Genomic DNA, 19,972 nt, shown 5'->3' on the forward strand with positions numbered 1-19,972 from the left:
CCACTCACCACGCGGCGGCGAGGAGCTCACCTAGGAGGTCTCCGTCGTCGACCACCAGACCACGGGACGTGAACCAGGTGCACATGTTCTTGCAGTCCCGGGCCAATAGTTCCGCGCCCTGCAGATTGCCTGCCAGATCCACCAGCTGGGGAAGATCGATGATCACCAATCGATCCCCCGCGGCCAGCACGTTATACGGGGAGAGATCGCCATGGGCGAACCCCATCCGGGCGAAGGCGGACATCGCCTCAACCAGTTGCTCCCAGTAACTTTGCAGCACCTCTGGACTCGGATGCGTGGACTGCAACCGTGGTGCCGCCACGCCAGGGTTCAGGGGATCTTCGATGAACTCCATCATGATCTCGGTGCCGCAAATCTGCACCGGGTACGGCACGGGTATGCCGTTCTCATGGGCCATGCGAAGGTAGGTCCATTCGGCGTTGGCCCAGCGGGAGGCTTCCACCTCGCGGCCATAGCCGCTGCCGTTCTTGAGGGCCCGGGCATCACGGGATCTCCGGACGGTGCGTCCCTCCGTGTAGGTGCTTGAGCGGTGGAAGAGGCGTTGATCGGCGGAGCGGTACCGTTTGGCGGCCAACACGACGCTGCGTGATTCGGTGGCGCGTTCAACCAGGAAGACATCAGCTTCCTTGCCGGTTTTCAGTACGCCGAGGTCCGTGTCGATCGCGGCGGCGTCCTCAATGACGAACGCCGGGTATGGGGTTGGTCCGCGCATGAGCTTTTCCAGTTCGGGCCATGTGGACCAGCGCTGGTTGTCGGCCAGGGAATCATCAAGGACATTCCAGTCTGGCGAATTGCGGGAAGATGTTTTGTCGTGCTGTCGGTCAGCAGAATACTTCATGGGTGAATCGACTCCTGGGGAGGGCAAGGCGAATGTTTTGGGCGCGAAGAGCTGCGAAAACAATCATTGGGTCCTCCTCAGGGTCGCTTCGAATAATGCCTTTTCATCTGATCACGGCGAAATGGGCCGTGTCAACGATTATTTGTATTTGGCGGCTTCCGTTTCTGCCGGAACGGCACCCCAGCGGGCCCAGCCGAGCACGGCCAGTGCGATGGTGGCAATCGAGAGGAAGATTTTTACCGAACCGCCAGCCGTGATGACTGAGGAGTAGATATCCAGCAGCGGCGGGATCACCAACAGGAACCAGGCCCACCTCCCGCGCTGGGCAAGTCCAACGAGCCCACCTGGCAGCAGTCCGCCCAGCGTGCCGGTGACTATGATCGTGGCCAAGCTGGGCAGCGGAACTTGGTCCCAGAGGCCATATTCGGCAAAGACTGAAAGCACCGGGAGCGAGGATGCCAGGCCGAACACCAGCGCCACGGCAAGAGGCAGTACCAGCTCGGTGCCCTTGAACGTGCGGAGGGTGACGGCGCGCGTCATCGGGGCCTGCCTTGGGAACCGCTGGAAGAGCAGTAATCCGTAAATTCCGGCGCCGATGCCCAGAATCAGCGGGATCGCCACCCCAAGCAGGAACAACAGCAGGCTCAGCACAGAATCGAGCGCCCGCGGCGAAAACCCCAAAAGTGAGGACAGGCCCCACAGGACGTAGGCCCCGGCCACGAGCCACCAAGCTATTTCATTGCGCCGCCCCAGGAGGAACAAAGCGGCGCACAATGCGAGTGAGCCAAGGAGGGAGAGCGCCATGATCCCGGCATCGAGGCCCCCGCTGATCCGGCCGAACAAGAGATCAAACATTGAATCCATGTCCCAACTCTAGGCGGAAGCCAGCGGCAGGGGCGCCGGTGACTGCGGTAGTGTCCTAGCATGGTTGAAATTCCGTACCCGCTGACCACCAAACGGTTGATTCTGCGCCGTTTCAGTACCGACGATCTCGATGCTTACCACGCCTATCAATCCCTGCCAGAAACAGCGCAGTACTTGTATGGTGAGGCTCGGTCATATGCCCAGTGCATGGCCCGGATTGCGAAGTATGTTCAGGAGCCTTTCGCGGGACCAGGGGATTGGGCCACCTTCGCGATTTGCCTGAAAGGGGAACAGACACTTGTGGGTGAGCTGGCCCTGAAATGGAACGACGGCGGCAAGCTCGAGGACGGCGGCACACCGGAACGAGTGGGGGAGATCGGCTGGACGCTGGCACCTGCGGCGCAAGGCTTCGGCTATGCCACCGAAGCTGCCCAGGCTGTTCTTGACCTGGCCCTGGAACGCCTGGATTTCTATCGGGTTGAGGCTCGCTTGGACGCCCGAAACCGTGCGTCCGCGGCGATTTGCGAGCGGCTCGGTATGCAGCGCGAAGGCGTTCTGCGCAACAACATGTACCTCAAGGGTGAGTGGACGTCCGAGGCTGTGTACGCCGTCGTGCGGGACGGCGAGGACGGGGCCAAGCCGCGAAACAGCGCATAAGATACGCCGTCCTCGCGAGTTGACCCCGCCTTCGGTGAAAACGGGTCAATCAGCGCAACTTGGTTGCACCGAGCGCGTCAGCCAAGAAAGCGTAGTCCCAGGCGCGGGTCTTCCAGCCTTCATAGCGGCCGGAGGCGCCACCGTGGCCGCCGTCCATCTCGATCTTCATGACAATCGGCTCCGAGCCCGTGGACACTGCACGCAATTCCTGCACCCACTTGGCCGGTTCCACGTAAAGCACCCGGGTGTCGTTGAAGCTCGTGACGGCGGCGATCTTCGGGTACGCAACAGCCCGCACGTTCTCGTACGGCGTGTACTCCTTCATGTACTTGTAGACCTCGGGGTCGGTGATGGGGTTGCCCCACTCCTCCCACTCCAGGGCCGACAACGGCAGCTCAGGGTCCAAAATAGTGGTCAGGGCGTCCACAAACGGCACCTGCGCCACCACAGCCGCGTACTTTTCCGGGGCCAGGTTCGCCACGGCGCCCATGAGCAGCCCGCCGGCGGAACCGCCCATGGCGGCAATGCGTGCAGGATCAACCCAACCTGACTGGGCCAACCAATCGGTGGCGGCCACGAAATCGGTGAAGGTGTTCTTTTTGGTCAGTTTCTTGCCGTCCTCGTACCAAGGCCGGCCCATCTCGCCGCCACCGCGTACGTGCGCAATGACAAACACCACGCCGCGGTCCAGCAGTGACAGTCGAGGGACACCAAATCCGGGGTCCATGCTGACCTCGTACGAGCCGTAGCCGTACACGACGCCGGCATTCTTGCCGTCCTGGACGAGGTCTGCCCGGCGCAGTACGGACAACGGAACCTTCGTGCCGTCACTGGCGGTGGCCCATTCCCGGGTGGCGATGTAATCTTCGGAACGGTAACCGCCCAGCACAGGTGTTTCCTTGCGCAGGAGCAGCTCGCCGCCGGCTTCTCCGACCGGCAAGACGTAGTCGTACACGCGCGGCGGTGTGAAATCTGAGGTGTAGACGAGCCGAATCACGGGGGATTCGTACTCGCTGCCGCCCATCGAGGCCGTGTAGAGCTCCTCGTCAAAGACAGGTTCGACGGCGGCCGCCTGCGCAGCGGTTCCCAATCCTTCCAGGGCGGTCACCTGGATGCGCTCGATGGTGTCCTTGCGCAGCGAAACCACCATGTGGGTGGCCGTGACGCTGGCGCCGTTGATGCGCACCGAGGGATCATGCGCCACCACGGTGTCCCAGTGCTGCTCGGCCACCGGCTTACTGAACTCCGCGGCGTCAACCAGGGAAATCATGGAGTTGACGGCGTCGCGGTCATGAGTCAGCAAGATCTTTTCGACGCCATCCACAAGGAACGGTTCGGCGTCGTACAGGATCTCGGCGCTGCGGGGAATCAGCGTTTGAAGGCCCTTCTCCGGGGCGGCAAAGTCCAGCAGACGGGTCTCACTGAACTCGGAGCAGCCGATGCTGACCATGAGGTGGCGGCGATCGGCGGAGAGGTCGAAGCCCGTCCACATGGCGACGTCGTCCTCCTGGTAAATGACCTCATCGGAGGAAACGGGCGTACCCAGGACGTGGGTTTTCACCTGGTAAGGGCGCCAGGAATCGTCGGCCACCATGTAAAAGAGCGTTGTCCCGTCGGGGGAGAAAGTGATGCCGTAAAACACGTTTTTGATGGTGTCTTCAAGAAGCTCGCCCGTGCGCAGGTCCTTGATGTGGACGGTGAAGAGTTCATCCCCTGCGTTGTCCACGGCGTAGGCGTACAAATTGCCGTCACGGGTAACTGCGGCTCCACCGAGGGAGAAGAAGGGCTTGCCCTCGGCTTCAACATTGCCGTCCAGCAGGATTTGCTCACCCGGAACGTCCACCCGAGGCTCCACGAGTGGGGGAGTCCAATCCGCCAACGTGCCCTCGCTGCTGGCGGCGACGCGGCACTGAATTCCATAGGCCTTCCCCTCCACCATGCGGGCGTAGTACCACCAGTCATCCTTGCGACTGGGGACGGATAGGTCCGTTTCCTGCGTTCGGTTCTTGATCTCGTTGAAGATGTCTTGACGCAGCTGTTCCTGGCCGGCCGTCACGGCGTCCGTGTAGGCCTGTTCGGCGTTCAGGTGGGCCACCACCTCCGGGCTTTCCTTCTCGCGCAGCCACTCGTAGTTGTCCACAAAAGTATCCCCATGGTGGGTTCGCTCCACGGGAACTTTCTTGGCGACGGGAGGAGTTGGGGTGGACTGTTCGGCGGCGGACGGTGTGGCTGCGGCATCGGAAATCGTCATGACTCCAACTCTATCGAGGCATCAGCGGTGCGTTTCAGGTCTATGCCCACAGCGGAGAGGCGTCGCGCCGGTTGACCGTGTGCCCCATCACATGGAATATTTATAGAACGAACGGTCGGTAAATTGGCGGGCCGTTCCCGGCGGCGGCACCTGCTGCGTCGGCGATGCGCGTTCGAAGGGTGCAATCATGGCCGCAGGAACACCCCAGGCATTCCTGGTGGGCGGGGTCCGCACGCCGGTGGGACGCTACGGCGGCGCCCTCAGTTCCGTTCGGCCCGACGACCTTGCGGCACTGACCATCAAGGAGCTCATGAGCCAAACAGGCATCGACCCTGCGGACGTTGATGAGGTCATCCTGGGCAACGCAAACGGTGCCGGCGAGGAAAACCGCAACGTGGCCCGCATGGCGTGGCTGCTGGCTGGCTTCCCGGACACGGTCCCCGGCATCACGGTGAACCGCCTGTGCGCTTCCGGGATGAGCGCGATCACCCTGGCCAGCCACATGATCAAGGCCGGAGCCGCAGACATTGTGGTGGCCGGCGGGGTGGAATCCATGTCCCGTGCCCCATGGGTCATGGCCAAGCCGGAACAGGCATTCGCCAAGCCCGGGGACACCTTCGACACCTCGATCGGCTGGCGCTTCACCAATCCCGCCTTCCTCTCCGGTGAACTGTCCCGCGACGGAAAAATGAGTTACTCGATGCCGGAAACCGCCGAAGAGGTGGCCCGCCGTTTCAACGTCAGCCGAGAGGATTGCGACGCCTTTGCCGTCCGCTCCCACGAACGCGCACTCGCCGCCATCGCCGCGGGACGCTTCCGTGACGAGATTGTCCCGGTTACGGTCAACGGCCGCGGCGGCGAGAGCGTTGTTGACACCGACGAGGGCCCGCGCCCCGGAACCACCGCAGAGGTGCTGGCCGGACTGCGCCCCGTGGTCAAGGGCGGCACCGTGGTCACGGCCGGCAACGCCTCCTCCCTCAATGACGGCTCCTCTGCCATCGTCGTCGCCTCGGAACGCGCCCTGGAAAAGTATGGCTTGACCCCGCGCGGCCGCATCCTCGACGGCGCCGCGGCTGCCCTGGCACCGGAGATCATGGGCATGGGTCCGGTCACCGCCAGCCGCAAGATCTTGCAACGGCAAGGGATCGAGGTGGGCCAGCTCGGCGCCGTCGAACTCAACGAAGCATTCGCCTCCCAGTCACTGGCCAGCATGCGCCAACTCGGGCTGGACCCGGGCACCGTCAACAATGACGGCGGTGCCATAGCCCTGGGCCACCCGCTGGGCTCCTCCGGCTCGAGGATTGTCATCACGCTGCTGGGACGGTTGGAGCGCGAGGCGCCTGGCCGTATTGGTCTGGCCGCCATGTGTGTGGGAGTCGGCCAGGGCGCCGCGCTGCTCGTGGAGGGGCTGTGATGTACGACGCCGGCGGCCGCCTCAACCCCGAGGCCTTCGCCACGCTGCTGGTCAACGAGCTGGAGGATCGCGTGAGTGTGCAGCTGAACCGCCCAGAAGTGCGCAATGCGATAGATGCGCAAATGGTGGAGGAGCTGCACGAAGTCTGCGCGTATCTGGAGTCCACGCCCAAGATCCTGCTTCTCACCGGGCTCCCTGATGATGAAGCCACCGGCAGACCGGGCATCTTCGCCTCCGGCGCCGACATTGCCGAGCTGCGCGAACGCCGCCGCGAGGACGCGTTGAAAGGCATCAACTCCGGCTTGTTCGCCCGGATTGCCAAATTGCCCATGCCCGTCATCGCCGCCCTGGACGGGTACGCGCTGGGCGGCGGTGCCGAACTGGCCTATGCCGCCGACTTCCGGATCGGCACCCGTGCCCTGCGCATGGGCCAGCCCGAAACCAGCCTGGGCATCATGGCTGCAGCCGGTGCCACCTGGCGGCTGAAGGAACTGGTGGGGGAGCCCATGGCCATGGAGATCTTGCTGGCCGGGCGCATCCTCACCGGTGAAGGCTGCCTGCACGTTGGGCTGATCACCGAGCTGGTGGAGTCCGCCGAACTCATGGCCACAGCTCACGCGCTCGCCGATAAGATCGCCGAACAGGACCCGCTGGCCGTGCAAACCACCAAACGCGTCTTCCACGCGCCGCGCGCCGCCCACCCCGAGGTGGACAATCAGGCGCAGGCGGAACTGTTTGAATCACCGGCCAAATTTGAGCGCATGCAGGCGTTTTTGGACAGGAGAAAACAATGACCCCCACCCCCGACGCCGCATCACATAATGCTGTCTTTTCCCCAACGCTTCCTCACTTTGTGGGGGTCCTGGGAGGTGGGCGCATGGGGGCTGGGATCGCGCACGCTTTCCTGCTGGCCGGCTGCGACGTCCTGGTGGTGGAGCGCGATCTCGATGCGGCCGAGGCTGCGCGTGTGCGCGTGGAATCCGCGGTAGCCAAGTCCGCGGAGCGGGGGGTGGTCGGAAACCCGGATGCGTTCTTGGCACGGCTGGCCGTCTCCACCGAGTATTCGGACTTTGCCCCGTGTGAATTGGTGGTGGAGGCAGTGCCGGAGATCTGGGATTTGAAGGTGGCGTCCCTGCAGGGTGTGGAGGAACAGCTGGCGGCCAACGCCGTGCTGGCCTCCAACACCTCCTCGCTGTCCATGACGGGGCTGGCCGCAGAACTGGCCCGGCCGGCGAACTTCATCGGCCTGCATTTTTTCAACCCGGTCCCGGCGTCCACGCTGATCGAGGTGGTCATCGCGCAGCAGACCAGGCCGGAACTGGTGGCCGCCGCGCGAGGTTGGGTGGAAGCCTTGGGGAAGACCGCCGTCGTGGTCAATGACGCACCGGGCTTTGCCTCCTCCAGGCTGGGCGTGGCCATTGCGCTGGAGGCCATGCGCATGGTCGAAGAGGGAGTGGCGAGCGCGGAGGACATCGACAACGCCATGGTGCTCGGCTACAAACACCCCACCGGGCCCCTGCGGACCACCGACATTGTGGGTCTGGACGTGCGCCTGGGCATTGCCGAATACCTGGCCGAAACGCTGGGCGAACGTTTTGCCCCGCCACAGATTTTGCGTGACAAGGTGGCCCGCGGCGAATTGGGCCGCAAGACCGGCCAAGGATTTTTCGACTGGGCCTAGCAGCCCGCACCACGACCAACCCCGAAAGGACGGGTCAACGATGACCACTGCACCGTCTATTGAAACTGTTCCGAGTTACATCCAGGATGCGTGGTGGACCCCGGCCGACGGCGTCACAGCCACCGATGCCCGCGATGCCAGTACCGGTGACGTGCTGGCGCGAGTGTCCGCCGAAGGGCTGGACCTGGGGGCCGCCGTCGAGCATGCCCGCACCGTGGGACAGGCTGAGCTGGGCAAGTTGACCATCCACGAACGGGCCCTGAAACTGCGTGAACTGGCCGCCTACCTCAACGGCCGCCGTGAAGAGCTCTACACAATCTCGGCCCGGACGGGCGCCACGAAGGTTGACTCCATGGTGGACATAGACGGCGGCATTGGCGTGCTGTTCACGTTTTCCTCCAAGGGCCGGCGCGAGCTGCCCAACTCGAACGTGATTGTTGACGGCCCCGTGGAGGTCTTGTCGAAGGACGGCTCATTCATCGCCGAGCACATCTACACCCGGATTCCCGGCGTCGCCGCCCAAATCAACGCCTTCAACTTCCCCGTCTGGGGCATGCTGGAAAAGTTCGCCCCGGCATTCATGGCCGGGGTGCCCACCATCGTCAAGCCGGCCACACCCAGCGGATACCTGGCCGAGGCCGCAGTGCGCGCCATCGTCGAATCGGGGATCCTGCCGGAGGGCTCGCTGCAACTCATCTCCGGCTCGGCCCGCACCTTGCTGGATGTGCTGGACTACCGCGACATGGTTTCCTTCACCGGCTCCGCCGCCACCGCCAGAACGCTCAAGAACCACCCGAACGTGGTTTTTGGCGGCGTCCGCTTCACAGCGGAAACCGACTCCCTGAACGCCGCCATCCTTGGCCCCGACGCCGTCCCGGGAACGCCGGAATTTGATGCCTTCATCAAGTCAGTGGTCACAGAGATGACGGTTAAGGCCGGCCAAAAGTGCACCTCGATCCGGCGCACCATTGTCCCCAACGAACTAAAACAGGCCGTCATCGACGCCATCGGTGCGCGCATCGATGAGCGTGTAGTGGTGGGCGACCCCCGCGCGGAAGGTGTCACGATGGGGGCGCTCGCCTCATTGGAACAGCTGGCCGACGTCCGCGCCGCCGTGGAAACCATGATCGCCGCCGGTGGTGAACTGGCGTACGGCACCCTCGATACGCCGACGGTGACCCGTGCCGACGGCTCCGTGGCCGCCGTCGTCGAGGGTGCGTTCATGACACCGGTTCTGCTGAGCTGGGCCAACGCCGAGGCCCCGGAAGTGCACGCGCTGGAGGCTTTTGGCCCCGTGTCCAGTGTGATTGGCTATGAAACGCACGACGGGGATCTCAGCGAGGCGGTCAGGCTCGCCGCGCTGGGGGCCGGTTCCCTGGTGGCGACCGTGTGCACGAACGATCCGGCAACGGCCCGGCAGCTGGTCACCGGGATCGCAGCCCACCACGGCCGCGTACTGGTGCTCAACCGTGAAGATGCCCGCACCTCCACCGGTCATGGTTCGCCCGTGCCGCACCTGGTGCACGGCGGGCCGGGTCGGGCAGGCGGCGGCGAAGAACTCGGTGGCATCCGCTCGGTTAAGCACCATATGCAGCGCACCGCCATTCAAGGCTCGCCCAACATGCTCACGGCCATTACGGGCGTCTGGCATGCAGGCGCGGACCGGGTCGCGGCCGGCTCCGCAGAGTTTGGGGCAGTGGCCGGGGCGGTCCATCCGTTCCGAAAGTCCTTGGCGGAGCTGCGCATCGGGGATGCCTTCGCGTCGGGACTGCGCCAGATGACACTGGAAGACATCACGGCGTTTGCGAACTCCACAGGCGACACCTTCTACGCCCACACCGACGCCGTTGCCGCGAAAAAGAACCCGTTCTTCCCGGGCATCGTGGCGCACGGCTATTTGCTCGTGTCATGGGCCGCCGGACTGTTCGTGGAGCCGGCGCCGGGGCCGGTGTTGGCCAACTATGGGCTGGAATCGCTGCGCTTCATCACGCCCGTGGCCGCAGGCGACTCGATCCGGGTGACGCTGACGGCCAAGAAGATCACCCCGCGCGTCACGGATGAATACGGTGAGGTGTGCTGGGATGCCATCTTGCACAACCAGGACGGCGAAATCGTGGCCACCTACGACGTGCTGACGCTCGTGGAAAAGCAAGACACGCTCTACGCCCGCCTGCCGAACGTACAGTAGTTGCTGATGTTTCGAGGCAACATCAGCAACTACTGTACGTTCGCGAGGCAGGGCAGGTGTGGCCAGGGTCAGCGGCGCAGGCCTTCGAAGGTCAGGGAGATGACGTCGTCGGCCAGTTTCTTTGCCGTGAGGGCACCCCCGGGCTTGTACCATTCCACAATTGAGTTGATGGTGCCGAACAGGAGCCTGGTGATGGTGCCCGGGTCGATGTCGCTGCGCACCGAACCGTCCATTTGAGCGTCTGAGACCAAACCTGCAATGGTCTTGTCGAAGGTGCGGCGCCGGGACAGGGCCTGCCGTTCCATCTCGGTGTTGCCCCGCAACCGCAGGAGCAAGGTGACGAACGGCAGGCGTTGCACCAGCACGGCCATGGTGCCACGCAGAACAAACTCAAGGCGTGCCTGGGCAGCTCCGGAGGTTGCGCCGTCGAGGGTCAGAACTTCTTCCAAACCACCCAGGGCTTCCTCGAGGGCCAGCCGCAGCAGCTCCTCCTTGGAGGGCACATGGTGGTAGATGGCGGATTTGGAAATGCCCAAATTCTCCGCCAGGATCCCCATCGACGTGGCCTCGTAGCCGTGCCTGTTGAAGACGTCGACGGCGATGCGCAACACCGACTGTTGGTCGTATCCTGGGCGCCCGCGTTTGGTGGCGGGAGGCTGGGAAGCTGTAGCGGCGGGGTGGGTGGAGGGCATGGTTCCTAGTTTCTCACGGTCCCCAGCCGCTCCCGACGCTCGCAAGCTCGCATCGGGTTCCTCGCGGCCGGAGGCCCTGGGTTAGGGGCGGTTGTCGAAGATTCGTTTGAGCTTCCCGTTGGATCGCTCCAAGGTGCCTGGAGCGACCATGTCAATGGTGCAGGAGGAACCCACATGGATCTTGATTTGGGACTTCAGTGTTTCGGCTGCGGCGGTTCGTTCGGCCGCTGTGGTGTTCTCCCGCGGCTCGATGTGAATGGTCATCTCATCCATGCGAGCCGTGCGGGTCAGCTCCAGTTGGAAGTGCGGGCTCAGGGCCGGGATGCGCAGCGCGATCTCCTCGATCTGGGACGGGAACAAGTTCACCCCGCGCAAAATAATCATGTCGTCGCTGCGGCCGGTGATTCGGGCCATCCGCCGCATGGAAGGGCGTGCGGTTCCCGGCAGCAGCCGGGAGAGGTCCTTGGTGCGGTAGCGGATGATCGGCAGCGCCTCCTTGGTCAGCGAGGTGAACACCAGCTCGCCTTCCTCGCCGTCGGACAGCACCGTGGAGTGATCGAAGGGGTCAATGATTTCCGGCCGGAAATGATCCTCCCAGATGTGGTTGCCGTCCTTGGTTTCCACGGATTCACCGGCCACCCCGGGCCCCATGACCTCGGACAAGCCGTAGATGTCGCAGGCCTGGATATCCAGGCCCTGCTCCAGTTCGTGGCGCATTTCCTCGGTCCACGGTTCGGCCCCACAGACGGCAAATTTCAAGGAGGTGCTGCGCGGGTCGATGCCGCGGTGCTGCATGGCGTCCATGATGGTCAACAGGTACGTGGGCGTGCACATGATGGCATCCGGCTCAAAGTCGGTGATCAGCTGGATCTGCTTTTCCGTCTGCCCGCCGGACATGGGGATGACGGTGGTGCCCAGCGCCTCGGCTCCATAGTGGGCGCCGAGCCCACCGGTGAACAGCCCGTACCCGTAGGCGTTGTGGACCTTCATGCCGGGGCGGACTCCCGATGCGCGCATGCAACGGGCCACGAGGGACGCCCAGACCTTGATGTCGTTGGCCGTGTAGCCCACCACGGTGGGACGGCCCGTGGTGCCGGAGCTGGCGTGGATGCGAACCACCTCGCTTTGCGGCACGGCGAACATGCCGAAGGGGTACTCCTGGCGCAGGTCTTCCTTGGTGGTGTACGGAAACTTGGCCAGGTCGGCCAGTTCCTTCAAATCGGAAGGATGGATGCCGGCTTCATCAAATTTGCGCTTGTACAGGGGCACGCGGCTGTAGGCATAGGCAAGCGTGTGTTGCAGGCGGCTCAGCTGCAGTGCCTCGAGCTCGTCGCGGCCCATCAGCTCCGCGGCATCCAACTTTGACGGGTCAATTACGGCGGAGTCAGTCATCGGCGAGGGACCTTTCTGGCTGGGTGTGGCGGTTGGGGATAGTCCGGCTGCGGCCGCGAAATTCGGCGATCACCGTGGTGCCACCCGGGTCCCCAGAGACTATTTGGACGTCGTACAGTCCGCTGCGGCCTTGCTCGTGGCGGCGCGTGGCGACGGCGGTGATGCGCTGGCCCGCCCGGCTGGGCGCCAGAAAGTTCACGTCGACGCCGGCCGCAACAGTCACAGTGTCGCCGTCGCTGTCGGTGGGGTTGCAGGCCAGTGCAAAGGCCGAGTCGGCGAGGGCGAAAATCATGCCGCCGTGGGTGATGCCGAACCCGTTCATCATTTCCGGGCGCAGGGTCATGGCGATGGTGGCCTGTCCGTCGGCGACGTGCAGGACCTCAATTCCGAGCCACTGCGATGCATGGTCATTGGAGAGCAGCGGATGGTCGGTTCCCGGCATGTTTGAACCCATGTGGTGCTCCTCACTTTTCTTACCGAATGTTCATTAGGTAATACCCTTCCGTGGTGTTCTGTCAATCCAGGCCTGCGGGGCAGGGGGTCGATTGACGAGTCGGCGGTCACGTTATATTCTGAACGAACGGTCGGTAATTAATGTCGGCAAAAACCCGTGCACATCAAGGAGAAGTCATGGCACAGAACCTGCAGTCCGGGGGGACATCCGCACAGAGCCAGGCCGCACAGGACGCTGCCGGGCAAGACAACTTTGATGCAATTATCGCCAAGGACTCCCGGATCGAACCACGTGACTGGATGCCGGACGCCTACCGTCGCTCGCTGGTGCGTCAAATCTCCCAGCACGCCCATTCGGAGATCATTGGCATGCAGCCCGAGGCCAATTGGATCACCCGGGCGCCTAGCCTTAAGCGCAAGTCGATCCTCATGGCCAAGGTCCAGGACGAGGCTGGTCATGGTTTGTACCTGTACTCGGCCGCCGAAACCCTTGGCACCTCGCGGGACGAGATGATGGATGCGCTGGTGGCCGGCAAGGCCCGCTATTCGTCGATCTTTAACTACCCCGCCGTTACCTGGGCGGATATGGGTGCCATTGGCTGGATGGTGGACGGAGCCGCCATCTGCAATCAAGTTCCGCTGTGCCGGGCCTCCTTCGGTCCCTACGGCCGGGCCATGGTCCGGGTTTGCAAGGAGGAATCGTTCCACCAGCGCCAGGGATTCGAGATCCTTTTGGAACTGGCCAACGGCACCCCGGAACAGCGCGCCATGGCCCAGGATGCGGTGAATCGCTGGTACGCCCCGTCGTTGATGATGTTTGGGCCGCCGGACGACGATTCCCCCAATTCCAAGCAGTCCATGGCGTGGAACATCAAACGCTTCAGCAACGACGAGCTTCGCAACCGCTTTGTGGGAATGCTCGTTGAGCAGGTCAAGGTGCTTGGCCTGACCCTGCCCGATGACCAGATCGCCTTCAACGAGAAGACCAACAAGTGGGATCACGGCCCGTTGGATTGGGAAGAGTTCAAGGAAGTCTTGGCCGGCCGCGGCCCCTGCAACGCCCAGCGTCTGGAGCGCCGCCGCTCGGCCCATGAAGAAGGCGCCTGGGTTCGTGAGGCCGCCGCGGCCTATGCCGACAAGCAGGCCGCCAAGCACGCACAGAAAGCAGCAGCCTAACCATGAACGCGCAAGAATTCGCTGAAAGTTCGACGGCGGCCCCCGCCGAAGCTGCCCACCGCTGGCCCCTGTGGGAGGTGTTCGTGCGGTCCAACCGCGGCCTCAGCCACGTCCATGCCGGATCCCTGCATGCGCCCGATGCATCCATGGCCCTGCGCAACGCCCGTGACCTGTACACCCGCCGCAACGAGGGCGTGTCCATCTGGGTTGTCCCGGCCGAAGCCATCGCCGCCTCCGACCCCGATTCCAAGGGCTCCTTCTTTGAATCGCCACAGGGCAAGGACTACCGGCACGCGACCTATTACACCAAGAGCGAAGGGGTGAAACACCTGTGACGCAGCCCCTGGGCGACGCATCCGCCTCCGCTACCCGCATCACGCCCGGCAACGCCCTGCGCCCGGAGGACATTGCGCTCGCCGCACGCCAGGGAGCCGAGAAGCCCAGTGAAGACGTCGCGGAATATGCGCTGCGCCTGGGCGATGATGCCTTGGTCCTGGCGCAGCGCCTGGGCCACTGGATTTCCCGCGCCCCCGAGTTGGAGGAAGATGTGGCGTTGGGCAACATCGCCCTGGACCAGCTTGGCCACGCCCGCTCCTTCCTGATATACGCGGGAAGCGCGTGGGGCAAGAGCGAGGACGATCTTGCCTACTTCCGCCGCGAACCGGAATTCCGTTCGGCCCACCTGTTCGAGCAGCCCAACGGCGACTTTGCCGCCACGATCGCCCGCCAATTCATCGCGGCCAACTACCAGTTCCCGCTCTACCGGGAGCTGACCCAATCAAGCGATCCGATGCTGGCCGCGATCGCCGCCAAGGCCGTCAAGGAAGTGGACTACCACCTGGACCACAGCACGCAATGGGTGCTGCGCCTGGCTGGCGGCACCGGCGAATCCCGCCGCCGCATGGTGGCCGGGCTGAACTTGATGTGGCCATTCTTGGGGGAGCTGTTCGAGGATGATGCGCTGACGGAGCGGCTCGGCAGTGCCGGAGTGGTCCCCTCCAGCCTGCGCGCGGAATTTGACCGGGTCACCGGAGACGTCCTGGCCGAAGCGGAACTGGATGTCCCGGCGCTGCCCATGGCCACCGGAGGCGGCCGGCGCGGGCGCCACTCCGAGCACCTGGGCTACCTGCTGGCCGAAATGCAGGTGCTGGCGCGCGAATACCCCGGGGCAAGCTGGTGACCGCCGTGGACATGAAGGAACGGACGGTGCAGCAGGCGGCCTGGGACATTGCCACCCGCGTCTGCGACCCCGAGATCCCTGTACTGACCATTGCCGATCTGGGCATCCTGCGCGCCGTTGAAGTGCACGACGCCGACACCGGCTCGCCACATATTCGGGTCACCATCACGCCCACCTACTCCGGCTGCCCCGCCATGGATGCCATCCGCGATGATCTGCTCAGCGTGTTTGCCGCCGAAGGCTACACATACGTCGACGTCGCCATGGTGTTGGCGCCGGCCTGGACCACCGACTGGATGACCGATGCCGGCAAGGCCAAGCTGGAGGAATATGGGATCGCCGCCCCCAGCGGCCATTCAGGTGCCGGCGGCCACAGCGGCCGTGTCCGGCTGGCGCTGGCAGTGAAGTGCCCGCAATGCCAGTCGCTGAAAACGAAGGAAATCACCCGTTTCGGCTCCACGTCCTGCAAAGCGTTGTACGTTTGCCAGGACTGCAAGGAACCCTTTGACTACTTCAAGGTGATCTAATGACCGTTCCCGCTGATGCCGCCGCCCGGCGCCGAGCCGCCTTCCACTCCCTGACCGTGTCGCAGGTCCGCAGGCTCACCGACGACGCCATCGAGGTCACCTTCGCCGTTCCGCCCGAGCTGGCCGGCTACTACGACTACCTCCCCGGCCAATATGTGGCGCTGCGCTTGCAGATGCCCGACGACGACGGCGTGAGCCGCGAGGTGCGCCGCAGCTACTCCATCTGCGCCCCGCCGGCCGCCTTCGCCGACGGAAGCTCGGAAATCCGGGTGGCCATCAAGCGCGATCTCGGCGGGCAGTTCTCCACCTGGGCCAACGCCGAGCTGGCGGCTGGCACCACGATGGATGTCATGAGCCCCATGGGCGCCTTCATCTCCAAGCACGGCGGTGTCTCCAACGTGCTCACCGGCCTGAATCACCCCGAAGACCTGGTTCGCGAGGCAGGCACGTTCGTGGCGATCGCCGCCGGCTCCGGCATCACGCCTGTCATCGCCCTGGCACGCACACTGCTGGCCGCCAACGCTGAGACCCGCTTTGACCTCATCTACGCGAACAAGGCCTCCATGGACGTCATGTTCCTGGAAGAGTTGGCCGACCTCAAGGACAAGTACCCGGCCAGGCTGGCCCTGCACCACGTCCTCTCCCGGGAACAGCGCATCGCCCCGCTCATGAGCGGCCGGCTCGACGCCGACAAGCTCGAGGCACTGCTCGGCACCGCCATCCACAGCGACGACGTGGACGAATGGTTCCTGTGCGGGCCCTTTGAACTCGTCCAACTGTGCCGTGACACGCTTGCCGCCCGTGGTGTGCCCCGGGCCCGGATCCGGTTCGAACTGTTCACCACCGGAACGCCCAGCCGCCCGGAAGGACAGGCCGGACGCCGCGTCATCGTGGACGGATCCGAGGAAAACTACAAGATCACCTTCACCCTCGACGGGCTCAAGGCCGACATCCTCAGCCCCACCCACGCCCGCGAATCCATCCTCAACGCGGCCCTGCGCGTGCGCCCCGACGTCCCCTTCGCCTGCGCCGGCGGCGTCTGCGGCACCTGCCGGGCCAAGCTCGTCTCGGGCCACGTGGAGATGGAGGAGAACTACGCACTGGAGCCGGACGAGGTGGCCAATGGCTACGTCCTCACCTGCCAGTCCCGTCCCACGACGCCCGAGGTCACCGTTGACTACGACGGCTAGCCGGTTGTTCCAGGCGGCGGAGCCGGCATTTTTTGTAGGCGACGTAAAGGAGACGCCAAAGGCCGCCCGCGGCCGGTGCGTCGGATAGTCGCCGGAAAAATGTCGGTCCACCGCCTGCACCAATTTCGGACATTGAGGAGTCACCATGATGGAGCTTTCCATTGCTGACGGCGTGGCAGAGATTGTGCTCAATGCCCCGCACAAGCTGAACGCGCTCAACGAGGATGGTCTGCGCGAACTCAGCGCCGCCTATGACGAGGCCGGTGCTGCTGCCGCGGCTGGCAGCGTTCGGGCCTTGTTTCTCCGCGGGGAGGGGCGGGCGTTTTGCGCGGGCCGGGACATCGCCGGCGTTGACGGGGCCAACGACGACGCCCGCGGCTACCTTGATGGGCTGCTGACCCCGCTCCTGCAGAAAATGGCCGCCTTCCCGGCACCGACCTTTGCCGCCGCCCAAGGTGCCTGCCTCGGCGTGGGGTTGGGCCTGCTCATAGCCACCGACGTGGTGTACGTAGCGGAGAATGCCAAGTTTGGCTCGCCATTCGGCAATCTGGGCGCCACCCTGGACTCCGGCGGGCACTGGCTGTTCACCGAAATGCTCGGCGCACACCGGACCCTCGACCTCGTCTACTCCTCGGAGCTCATGAGCGGGGCTGACGCGGTGGCCGCAGGGTTGTTCAGCCGGGCCCTGCCCGCGGAGGGACTCCTGGACTTCACCCGCGCCGCGGCCGCCAAGGCCGCGACCGGCCCCACCCAGGCGTTCCTCGCCAGCAAAACCCTCGTGGCAGCGATCCGCCGGGACCGGCTGGGACTGTGGGACGCCGTCGCCCTTGAAAATGAGGCGCAGGTGGCGCTGTCTGCAACGGCCGACTACGCGGAGGGCTTTGCTGCGTTCACGGCCAAGCGGAAGCCCGGATTCACCGGAAAGTAGCGGCTACTTCCGGCCCGTGAAGTGTTCCATGGACTTGTAGACGCCAAACACGCGCCCGGCCACCACGTCCCAGACGGGCAGCGGCAGGACTCCGCGCAGCGTCTTGCTCAGCTGCACGGTCCACGGCATCAGCAGCATCGGCGTGCCCTCCTTCATGGCCCGCCACACGCGCTCCGTGACGGCCTCCGGCTCCAGGAGCGGGGTCAGCAGCGGTCCGCGGGCGCCCTCGAACATGCCGGTCTTGATGTACGACGGGCAGAACGTTGTGACCATGACGTGGCGGTGGCCGGCCTGCTGCAGCTCCAGGCGAAGGGAGTCGCTCCAGCCCACCACGGCCCACTTGGAGGAGGAGTAAATGCTCATGCGCGGGTTGGACAGCAGCCCTGCCGCCGAAGCCACGTTCACGATCCGGCTGGTGCGGCCGCCGCTGATCATGGCGGGCAGGAACTCGCGCGTTATGTGCATCAGCGCCAGGGTATTGATGGCCATGGTGGCGGCAATGTCGGTGCGCTGGTCGTGCTCCCAAAAGTACTTGCCGCGCACAATGCCGGCGTTGTTGATCAGGATGTCCGGGGTGCCCACCTCGCTGCGCACCCACTGAGCCGCCTCCTCGATGGCCTCGAGGCTGCTGACGTCCACCACTTGGCTGTGGATTTCGGAGCCGCGGCCGCGCAGTTCGGCGGCGGCCTCCTCAAGCGCCTGGGCATTCACGTCCCAGAGCACCACGTGCGCTGCATGGTCGCGCACCGCCAGTTGGGCGTACATTTTTCCCATTCCCATGGCGGCCCCCGTGATCAGGACGGTGGCGTTGGAAAGGGATTCGATGGTGCCGGTCATGGCTGTTCCTTAGGTTGGGCCGGGATGGGGATGAGCTTGCCCGGGTTCATGATGCCCGCGGGGTCCAGAGTCGCTTTGATGCCGGCCAGGACCTTGACTCCCAGCTCCCCGATTTCGGGACCCAGATACCGTGCGTGGTCCGTGCCCACCGCATGGTGGTGGGTGATGGTGGCGCCAGCGGCAACAATGGCCCGCGAGGCGGCCTCCTTGACCCTGGCATTCTGTGCCAGGCCGTCGGCCTCCAGTCCCGAAAGGAACGTGAAGTAGAGGGAGGCGCCGTCGGAGTAGACGTGCGAGACGTGGGTCTGGACGTAGGCGGTCGCGCCGTGTTCACCCAGCGAATCGAGGATTGCCTGACGGACGCTACTGTAGGTGTCCTCCAGCCGGCTCCACGTGGCGGCCGTTTCCAGCGTCTCCACGTACACACCGCGGGTCAGCAGCTCGTCGCGCAGGTACGGTCCGCTGAACCGCCCATGCTCCCACGATTTTCCCGGCAGCGGACCCAGCGGGATGCCGCCGGCCCGGCGCAGGATCCGCGCGCTGCGGCGCCTGCGGGCCCGGATGGCCCGGCGCTCGCCCTCCCACACAAACAGGGCCAGCGCCGATGTTCCCTGTCCACGCAGGCCAAGGTAGCGCTGGAGGGCGCCGGTTTTCCAGCCGCCCAGCTTGAAGGTCGACGCCGTTTCATCCGTGTCGCTCAAGCGGCACACATGCGGCATGTCGCCCCGTGCGCCGTCGTGCCTGAGTTTGCGCATGGCCTCCGCTCCAGCCTCGAATGACGGGAAAGACCACGCCCCGTAGGCCTTGTCCGCGGGGGCGGGTGAAACCTTCACGGTGGCGCTGGTGATGACGCCCAGGGTGCCTTCGCTGCCTACCATCACGTCCAACAACTTGGGGCCGGCGGCCGTGCCCGGCGCAAGGGACCCGGCGTCGAATGGGCCCGCAGGCGTCTCGAGGTGGACTTGCTTGACGAGATCGTCGGAGCGGCCGTAGCCGGTGGACGCCTGGCCTGCGGAGCGGGTGGCCATATAGCCGCCCAGCGTTGCCTCCTGGTGGCTCTGCGGAAAATGGCCCAGAGTCAGGCCATGCGGGGCCAGGGCAGCCTCGATTGCCGGGCCGCGGATGCCGGCCTCGAAGGTGGCGGTGCGGGACAGCGGGTCCAGGCGCAGCAGCCGGTCCATGCGCCGCATGTCCAGGGTGATGACGCCGTCAAAACGTCCACGCAGCGGCTCCACCCCGCCCACCACCGAGGTACCGCCACCAAAGGCCACCACCGCCAACCTGCGGCGCACGCACAGGGCCAGGAGCTTGCCCACCTCGGCACTGGTGCCTGGGAACACCACGGCGTCGGGCGCATTGAGTGCGTCCCCGCTGCGGCGGCGCAGGAGGTCAGGGGTGCTCTTGCCGCCGGCGTGCAGGATGCGTTCTGCGGCCTCGGTGGAGACGTGCTCCGGACCGGTGATTGCGCCCAGTTCCGCCAGCAGCTCCGGGCTGAGTGTCGAGGGGCCAACACGAACGTCCGCAAGGTCAACGGGGGAATGGTCCCGCGCCACACTTGCCAGTCCCAGCGTGCGTTGCAGGAATGCGAGAGCGCCGGGGCCCAGGGGCTTGGCCCGGGTCGGGTCTCCCCAGCCGTACCAGATGGACCGGGGAATTTCTTCTGTGAGGTGGGTCACCATGAGA

Annotated in this window: 19 protein-coding genes; 11 read left to right on the forward strand and 8 right to left on the reverse strand. The window is 64.9% G+C overall.

Annotated features, from left to right (window positions below):
* Positions 1 to 4: 4 nt before the first annotated feature.
* Complete coding sequence (locus BLV41_RS17235) at positions 5 to 859, reverse strand: serine protein kinase RIO (protein ID WP_074712708.1); 855 nt, start codon at positions 857 to 859, stop codon at positions 5 to 7.
* A 138-nt stretch (positions 860 to 997) separates the two neighbouring features.
* The gene (locus BLV41_RS17240) at positions 998 to 1,723 is read right to left on the reverse strand and encodes a hypothetical protein (protein WP_139244365.1); all 726 of its coding nucleotides are present in this window, start codon (positions 1,721 to 1,723) and stop codon (positions 998 to 1,000) included.
* 60 nt (positions 1,724 to 1,783) lie between these two features.
* Between BLV41_RS17240 and BLV41_RS17245 the strand changes: the two genes are divergently transcribed.
* Positions 1,784 to 2,380: a GNAT family N-acetyltransferase gene (locus BLV41_RS17245; protein ID WP_074712710.1), complete on the forward strand. Its 597-nt coding sequence runs from the start codon at positions 1,784 to 1,786 to the stop codon at positions 2,378 to 2,380.
* A 49-nt stretch (positions 2,381 to 2,429) separates the two neighbouring features.
* Here the strand turns inward: BLV41_RS17245 and BLV41_RS17250 are convergent, their stop codons facing one another.
* Positions 2,430 to 4,631 carry a S9 family peptidase gene (locus BLV41_RS17250; protein WP_170835492.1) on the reverse strand — a complete coding sequence of 734 codons (2,202 nt, stop codon included), beginning with the start codon at positions 4,629 to 4,631 and terminating at the stop codon, positions 2,430 to 2,432.
* Between the two features lie 187 nt (positions 4,632 to 4,818).
* Here BLV41_RS17250 and BLV41_RS17255 point away from each other — a divergent pair, with 187 nt between their 5' ends.
* Genes BLV41_RS17255 through paaZ form a run of 4 tightly spaced genes read left to right on the forward strand, consistent with a single transcriptional unit; the run spans position 4,819 to position 9,914 of the window.
* Positions 4,819 to 6,045 (forward strand): thiolase family protein, encoded by a 1,227-nt coding sequence (locus BLV41_RS17255; protein WP_074712711.1) that lies wholly within the window; start codon positions 4,819 to 4,821, stop codon positions 6,043 to 6,045.
* Positions 6,045 to 6,839 carry an enoyl-CoA hydratase/isomerase family protein gene (locus BLV41_RS17260; RefSeq protein WP_074712712.1) on the forward strand — a complete coding sequence of 265 codons (795 nt, stop codon included), beginning with the start codon at positions 6,045 to 6,047 and terminating at the stop codon, positions 6,837 to 6,839. Before BLV41_RS17255 ends, BLV41_RS17260 begins: the two co-directional genes overlap by 1 nt.
* Positions 6,836 to 7,726, forward strand: coding sequence for a 3-hydroxyacyl-CoA dehydrogenase family protein (locus BLV41_RS17265; RefSeq protein ID WP_074712713.1), 891 nt, complete (start codon positions 6,836 to 6,838; stop codon positions 7,724 to 7,726). Before BLV41_RS17260 ends, BLV41_RS17265 begins: the two co-directional genes overlap by 4 nt.
* Positions 7,727 to 7,766: 40 nt before the next feature.
* Positions 7,767 to 9,914 (forward strand): phenylacetic acid degradation bifunctional protein PaaZ, encoded by a 2,148-nt coding sequence (paaZ, locus tag BLV41_RS17270; RefSeq protein WP_074712714.1) that lies wholly within the window; start codon positions 7,767 to 7,769, stop codon positions 9,912 to 9,914.
* A 68-nt stretch (positions 9,915 to 9,982) separates the two neighbouring features.
* Here paaZ and BLV41_RS17275 read toward each other — a convergent pair whose 3' ends face one another.
* The 3 genes from BLV41_RS17275 to paaI form a co-directional block, all read right to left on the reverse strand.
* Positions 9,983 to 10,606, reverse strand: coding sequence for a TetR/AcrR family transcriptional regulator (locus BLV41_RS17275; protein WP_074712715.1), 624 nt, complete (start codon positions 10,604 to 10,606; stop codon positions 9,983 to 9,985).
* Between the two features lie 81 nt (positions 10,607 to 10,687).
* The gene (gene paaK, locus BLV41_RS17280; RefSeq protein ID WP_074712716.1) at positions 10,688 to 11,998 is read right to left on the reverse strand and encodes a phenylacetate--CoA ligase PaaK; all 1,311 of its coding nucleotides are present in this window, start codon (positions 11,996 to 11,998) and stop codon (positions 10,688 to 10,690) included.
* A complete protein-coding gene (gene paaI / locus BLV41_RS17285; RefSeq protein ID WP_074712717.1) occupies positions 11,991 to 12,452 on the reverse strand; it encodes a hydroxyphenylacetyl-CoA thioesterase PaaI in 462 nt (153 codons plus the stop codon). The genes paaK and paaI overlap by 8 nt, the downstream gene beginning before the upstream one ends.
* A gap of 176 nt (positions 12,453 to 12,628) precedes the next feature.
* On the opposite strand from paaI, the gene paaA reads away from it, so the two are divergent.
* From paaA to BLV41_RS17315, 6 genes are all read left to right on the forward strand, one after another.
* Complete coding sequence (gene paaA / locus BLV41_RS17290; RefSeq protein ID WP_083360849.1) at positions 12,629 to 13,627, forward strand: 1,2-phenylacetyl-CoA epoxidase subunit PaaA; 999 nt, start codon at positions 12,629 to 12,631, stop codon at positions 13,625 to 13,627.
* A 2-nt stretch (positions 13,628 to 13,629) separates the two neighbouring features.
* Complete coding sequence (gene paaB / locus BLV41_RS17295; RefSeq protein ID WP_044575987.1) at positions 13,630 to 13,962, forward strand: 1,2-phenylacetyl-CoA epoxidase subunit PaaB; 333 nt, start codon at positions 13,630 to 13,632, stop codon at positions 13,960 to 13,962.
* Positions 13,959 to 14,807 carry a 1,2-phenylacetyl-CoA epoxidase subunit PaaC gene (gene paaC / locus BLV41_RS17300; RefSeq protein ID WP_074712719.1) on the forward strand — a complete coding sequence of 283 codons (849 nt, stop codon included), beginning with the start codon at positions 13,959 to 13,961 and terminating at the stop codon, positions 14,805 to 14,807. Before paaB ends, paaC begins: the two co-directional genes overlap by 4 nt.
* Before the next feature lie 11 nt (positions 14,808 to 14,818).
* Positions 14,819 to 15,334, forward strand: coding sequence for a 1,2-phenylacetyl-CoA epoxidase subunit PaaD (gene paaD / locus BLV41_RS17305; RefSeq protein ID WP_074713414.1), 516 nt, complete (start codon positions 14,819 to 14,821; stop codon positions 15,332 to 15,334).
* Positions 15,334 to 16,524, forward strand: a complete 1,191-nt coding sequence (gene paaE, locus BLV41_RS17310) for a 1,2-phenylacetyl-CoA epoxidase subunit PaaE (RefSeq protein ID WP_074712720.1) — start codon at positions 15,334 to 15,336, stop codon at positions 16,522 to 16,524. Before paaD ends, paaE begins: the two co-directional genes overlap by 1 nt.
* A 145-nt stretch (positions 16,525 to 16,669) precedes the next feature.
* The gene (locus tag BLV41_RS17315) at positions 16,670 to 17,452 is read left to right on the forward strand and encodes an enoyl-CoA hydratase/isomerase family protein (RefSeq protein WP_074712721.1); all 783 of its coding nucleotides are present in this window, start codon (positions 16,670 to 16,672) and stop codon (positions 17,450 to 17,452) included.
* Between the two features lie 3 nt (positions 17,453 to 17,455).
* Here BLV41_RS17315 and BLV41_RS17320 read toward each other — a convergent pair whose 3' ends face one another.
* On the reverse strand, positions 17,456 to 18,289 hold the full coding sequence (locus BLV41_RS17320; protein ID WP_074712722.1) for an SDR family oxidoreductase: 834 nt from the start codon (positions 18,287 to 18,289) through the stop codon (positions 17,456 to 17,458).
* A complete protein-coding gene (locus BLV41_RS17325; protein ID WP_074712723.1) occupies positions 18,286 to 19,968 on the reverse strand; it encodes an FAD-binding oxidoreductase in 1,683 nt (560 codons plus the stop codon). The genes BLV41_RS17320 and BLV41_RS17325 overlap by 4 nt, the downstream gene beginning before the upstream one ends.
* Positions 19,969 to 19,972 lie beyond the last annotated feature (4 nt).

It is taken from the genome of Arthrobacter alpinus, from assembly GCF_900105965.1.
In the GTDB taxonomy this organism is placed as follows: domain Bacteria; phylum Actinomycetota; class Actinomycetes; order Actinomycetales; family Micrococcaceae; genus Specibacter; species Specibacter alpinus.

Coding starts and splice junctions, on each gene's coding strand:
- BLV41_RS17315 (WP_074712721.1), top strand. CDS start 16,670: ATGATGGAGCTTTCCATTGCTGACGGCGTGGCAGAGATTGTGCTCAAT.
- paaD (WP_074713414.1), top strand. CDS start 14,819: ATGAAGGAACGGACGGTGCAGCAGGCGGCCTGGGACATTGCCACCCGC.
- BLV41_RS17260 (WP_074712712.1), top strand. CDS start 6,045: ATGTACGACGCCGGCGGCCGCCTCAACCCCGAGGCCTTCGCCACGCTG.
- BLV41_RS17255 (WP_074712711.1), top strand. CDS start 4,819: ATGGCCGCAGGAACACCCCAGGCATTCCTGGTGGGCGGGGTCCGCACG.
- paaA (WP_083360849.1), top strand. CDS start 12,629: ATGGCACAGAACCTGCAGTCCGGGGGGACATCCGCACAGAGCCAGGCC.
- paaI (WP_074712717.1), bottom strand. CDS start 12,452: ATGGGTTCAAACATGCCGGGAACCGACCATCCGCTGCTCTCCAATGAC.
- paaE (WP_074712720.1), top strand. CDS start 15,334: ATGACCGTTCCCGCTGATGCCGCCGCCCGGCGCCGAGCCGCCTTCCAC.
- BLV41_RS17250 (WP_170835492.1), bottom strand. CDS start 4,631: ATGACGATTTCCGATGCCGCAGCCACACCGTCCGCCGCCGAACAGTCC.
- BLV41_RS17325 (WP_074712723.1), bottom strand. CDS start 19,968: ATGGTGACCCACCTCACAGAAGAAATTCCCCGGTCCATCTGGTACGGC.
- BLV41_RS17235 (WP_074712708.1), bottom strand. CDS start 859: ATGAAGTATTCTGCTGACCGACAGCACGACAAAACATCTTCCCGCAAT.
- BLV41_RS17265 (WP_074712713.1), top strand. CDS start 6,836: ATGACCCCCACCCCCGACGCCGCATCACATAATGCTGTCTTTTCCCCA.
- BLV41_RS17275 (WP_074712715.1), bottom strand. CDS start 10,606: ATGCCCTCCACCCACCCCGCCGCTACAGCTTCCCAGCCTCCCGCCACC.
- BLV41_RS17320 (WP_074712722.1), bottom strand. CDS start 18,289: ATGACCGGCACCATCGAATCCCTTTCCAACGCCACCGTCCTGATCACG.
- paaZ (WP_074712714.1), top strand. CDS start 7,767: ATGACCACTGCACCGTCTATTGAAACTGTTCCGAGTTACATCCAGGAT.
- BLV41_RS17240 (WP_139244365.1), bottom strand. CDS start 1,723: ATGGATTCAATGTTTGATCTCTTGTTCGGCCGGATCAGCGGGGGCCTC.
- BLV41_RS17245 (WP_074712710.1), top strand. CDS start 1,784: ATGGTTGAAATTCCGTACCCGCTGACCACCAAACGGTTGATTCTGCGC.
- paaB (WP_044575987.1), top strand. CDS start 13,630: ATGAACGCGCAAGAATTCGCTGAAAGTTCGACGGCGGCCCCCGCCGAA.
- paaK (WP_074712716.1), bottom strand. CDS start 11,998: ATGACTGACTCCGCCGTAATTGACCCGTCAAAGTTGGATGCCGCGGAG.